Origin of the sequence: Mycoplasma todarodis, from assembly GCF_965212735.1 — a bacterium.
GTDB classification, from domain to species: Bacteria; Bacillota_I; Bacilli_A; order Mycoplasmatales; family Metamycoplasmataceae; genus Mycoplasma_K; species Mycoplasma_K todarodis_A.
On the sequence record NZ_CBDBYJ010000005.1, the window covers coordinates 1 to 4,425 of the forward strand.

The window sequence follows — 4,425 nt, forward strand, 5'->3', positions numbered from 1 at the left end:
TCTAAATCTTAGGTTATCTATTGAAACGGTACGTCACAGACAAACCAATGAAGAATCTGCTATTCAGTTTTGAAAGAACTAGAAACAAATGACCTATAAAGGTCCTTTTTTTTCGCCTTTTTAAGGGTGTTTAAGCCATAAATAGGTTTGTATATGATTATTATGCAAAAAGCTCTTAAATGAACCTTAAATGTGAAATGATAGGAAGATAGTGTTTAATTGTTAGGTTTATATAAATGTTCAATTCTATTAGTTTATATAACTGGCATATAAGATGTTTATTAAGGTTTATTTAAACGTGTAAAAAATGAAAATAATTGTTAAACACATATAAACTAATGTTATCTTTTCATAACATATGATTTATTTAAAAAATAAGGAAATCCACTTTTAATAGATAGGTATTTTTTGTGTAAGTGCAATTCTTTGAGTGTTGGGACAAAAAATTGTCGTTAATATATTTTGTAAAGTTTTTTTCAAATTTTAAAAAAATCAACAATAAATAAAAGCCCCTAATTATGCATATATTAGCAAGTAATTAGTGTATTTTTTTTGTGCTAAAATGAAAGTATTGAATTGAAACAATCTATTCAATACGGGAGAAATATGAATAAAAAAAATAAAAAAATCGCCATGAATACCATAGGTGCTATTTCTGTTGTAGCGTCAACTGCAACAGCTATAACTTATGTTAAAGCAAACGAAAACAACAAAATCAACAAAACAAAGTTGGAAAAATACCAAATACAATTAAATGAAATTGAAAAAATAAATTTAAGCCAGAATCAAAGTGTAAATCCTTATTACGATCAAAGTCTTGATCGTCCTCTTACAAACTCTGGTTGAGCAATAACTCCAAATATGGCTATTGTTCAAAGAATAAGAGAATTATTAACTGTAAAGCTTCAAGGTTCGAAATCTAAAAGCCAATTCTTTAGTGAAGCAATTCGAAACCCTGGTGCCTGAATAAGACAGAACATCACACACGGTAGAACCATTTCTGAATTCCTAAAAAATGATCCAACTATTTGAAGTGCAATTTTAAATACACCGGAAATTAGAGCGGCTAAAAACAATCGTAAACTTCTTGATGCAAATATTAGTATAAGTGTTTACGGACTTAAAGCTAGAGTGGAAAACGGTAAATTAAATATAGGATTTAGATTCAAAATTCAATACTTATGAAAATCACCTATGCCAGGTCGAAAAGGTTTATATTACAAACATACTATAGTAGGTATAGAAGATCATAATAATGGTTATGTAAGCTACAAACAAACCAATGGGAATAATTCAGCTCAAAACAACTGAGCTGAAAACCATAGAAGAATTACTAACGCCCTTAACAGCATGCGTTTTAATCAAAGTGGTAAAAAACTTTCTGAAATAAAAAAAGAAATCGATCAACTTAGAGGGTTAAACGCTTCTAAAAGTTCTATTGCTGCAATATTAGGATTTCGAATACCACCATTAGTCGGAGGTGGAAAAATTGATGATATTAGAGTTACTGTCATTGGGGGTACATTAACAGTTAAGGTATCTGCCACAACACCAGGTGCTAACCCTTCAGCTGATCTAGTCTCACATTCCGTTAATGGACTTACTGATGCAACAATTGATGCACAAAAAAGAAATAAATCTTTGATTAATAAAGCACATCAAGCCCAAAACAACTGAGCTGAAAACCATAGAAGAATTACTAACGCCCTTAACAGTATGCGTTTTAATCAAAGTGGTAAAAAACTTTCTGAAATAAAAAGGACTATCGACCAACTTAGAAGAGCAGGTGCTAAAGGTTCTATTGCTGGAATGTTAGGGTTTAATATGCCAACATTAGTTGGAAAAGGAACAATAGATGATATTCAAGTTGCCGTTAATGGAAATACATTAACAGTTATTGTGAAAGCTACAACACCAGGTGCTAATCCTCCTGGAGATACAATTAGGCACGCTATTGGTGGGCTTGTTTCTGATTCGCAAATTGATGCACAAAAAAGAAATAAAGCCACAACTACCGCAAACCAGACAAGAGATGGAATTGCTCAAATGATAAAAACAGCCTTTGGTAAAGCACACATAAACCAAGGTGAGTTTTACTTATCTGAAATTGCTAAGCATATTACAGATAAAAGTTCTTTAGAAAGGGTTTTAGGGGTTACTATGCCAGGTTGAAATGGTAACACAACTATAAGATCTATTTCAGCAACAGCCGATAAATACGGTAACTTGATTGCAACTGTTGTTATAAATACACCAGGTGCTAATCCTTCTACTAAATCAATCAAAATACCTGCAAAAGGTTTATCTGATGCTGAAATTGATCGTATAAAAATAAAAAGAAAAATAGAGTCAACACTTGCTAACGCTAGAATTAGAAATCAAGGAAATGAAAAGTTATCTGAGATTGCTAATAAAATCAATAATGGAAAAGATACATTAAACACACTTAAACAACTTGGGATTGTATTACCTACTTTTAGTGAATTAAACACGAATAAATTACGATTATCTAGACCACATGCATCTGTAAGAGGTGGGAAACTTCACATAGAATTAGTTTTAACTACCCCTGTAAAAGGCAAGAGTTCTATTACGGATACATTTGAACAAGATATACCAGGTGGTAAAACAGATTCACAAATTGATGCACAAAACAAAAATGCATTAAGAGATAAAAATGTAAGAGCGATAGAAGCAATATTAGCCGGAATTAAATTTAAAGAAAGAAAGAAAACTACTGCCGCAGCAATAGCTAAATCTTTCAATAACTCACCAAAAGATCAAAAGATTGGGGGACTTAGATATTTAACTGGTAAAGATTTAACACAAGGACATAAAGGAACTGATATTACTGACATAACACTTGTAGCAGATAGCCAAGGTAATATTAAAGTTGTAGTAAGTACAAATACAAATGGTGCAGTACCTCCCACGAAAGATGCTATTGGGCACACAAAAACCCTATCAGATGCAACCGTAAATGCTAATGTCAACCAAGAAAAGAACATCGAAAATATTAATGGTATTTTAAAGAATGCACATATAACAAATCAAGGCACACAAAAAGTATCTGATATCGCAAAAGATATTAATAAAGCAAAATCAGTTAAAGATAAATTAGATATCCTTAAAAACCATGGTATTGATATACCAGAATCAAAAAATGGAACAATAGTTACTGGTGTTAAAGTAACTGCAAAACCAAATGGAGAATTAAAAATTGAAGTAACCACAAATACTCCAAACGCTTCTCAAGCAGGCGGAAATGCTACAGGAACAGCAACTGGTAAATCTGATTCTGAAATAAATACAGCAAATCAAAATGCATTAAGAGATAAAAATGTAAGAGCAATAGAAGCAATATTAGCCGGAATTAAATTTAAAGAAAGAAAGAAAACTACTGCCGCGGCAGTAGCTAAATCTTTCAACAAAGAAAAAAAAGCTGCAAAGGTTGGGATTCTTAAATATTTAACTGGTAAAGATTTAACACAAGGACATAAAGGAACTGATATTACTGATATAACACTTGTAGCAGATAGCCAAGGTAATATTAAAGTTGTAGTAAGCACAAATACAAATGGTGCAGTACCTCCTACAAAAGATGCTATTGGACACGCAAAAACCCTATCAGATGCAACCGTAAATGCTAATGTCAACCAAGAAAAGAACATCGAAAATATTAATGGTATTTTAAAGAATGCACACATAACAAATCAAGGTACACAAAAAGTATCTGATATCGCAAAAGACATTGATAAAGCCTCATCAGTTAAAGATAAATTAGATATCCTTAAAAACCACGGTATTGATATACCAGAATCAAAAAATGGAACAATAGTTACTGGTGTTAAAGTAACTGCAAAACCAAATGGAGAATTAAAAATTGAAGTAACCACAAATACTCCAAACGCTTCTCAATCAGGCGGAAATGCTACAGGAACAGCAACTGGTAAATCTGATTCTGAAATAAATACAGCAAATCAAAATGCATTAAGAGATAAAAATGTAAGAGCAATAGAAGCAATATTAGCCGGAATTAAATTTAAAGAAAGAAAGAAAACTACTGCCGCAGCAGTAGCTAAATCTTTCAACAAAGAAAAAAAAGCTGCAAAGGTTGGGATTCTTAAATATTTAACTGGTAAAGATTTAACACAAGGGCATAAAGGAACTGATATTACTGATATAACACTTGTAGCAGATAGTAAAGGTAATATTAAAGTTGTAGTAAGCACAAATACAAATGGTGCAGTACCTCCTACAAAAGATGCTATTGGACACGCAAAAACCCTATCAGATGCAACCATAAATGCTAATGTCAACCAAGAAAAGAACATCGAAAATATTAATGGTATTTTAAAGAATGCACATATAACAAATCAAGGCACACAAAAAGTATCTGATATCGCAAAAGATATTAATAAAGCA

At 31.7% G+C, this 4,425-nt stretch carries 1 protein-coding gene; it reads left to right on the forward strand.

Going from position 1 to position 4,425, the window contains the following annotated elements; genetic code table 4:
* Positions 1-606 precede the first annotated feature (606 nt).
* A partial coding sequence (locus tag ACOMC1_RS04130; protein WP_420331369.1) for a hypothetical protein occupies positions 607-4,425 on the forward strand: 3,819 nt, incomplete at its 3' end.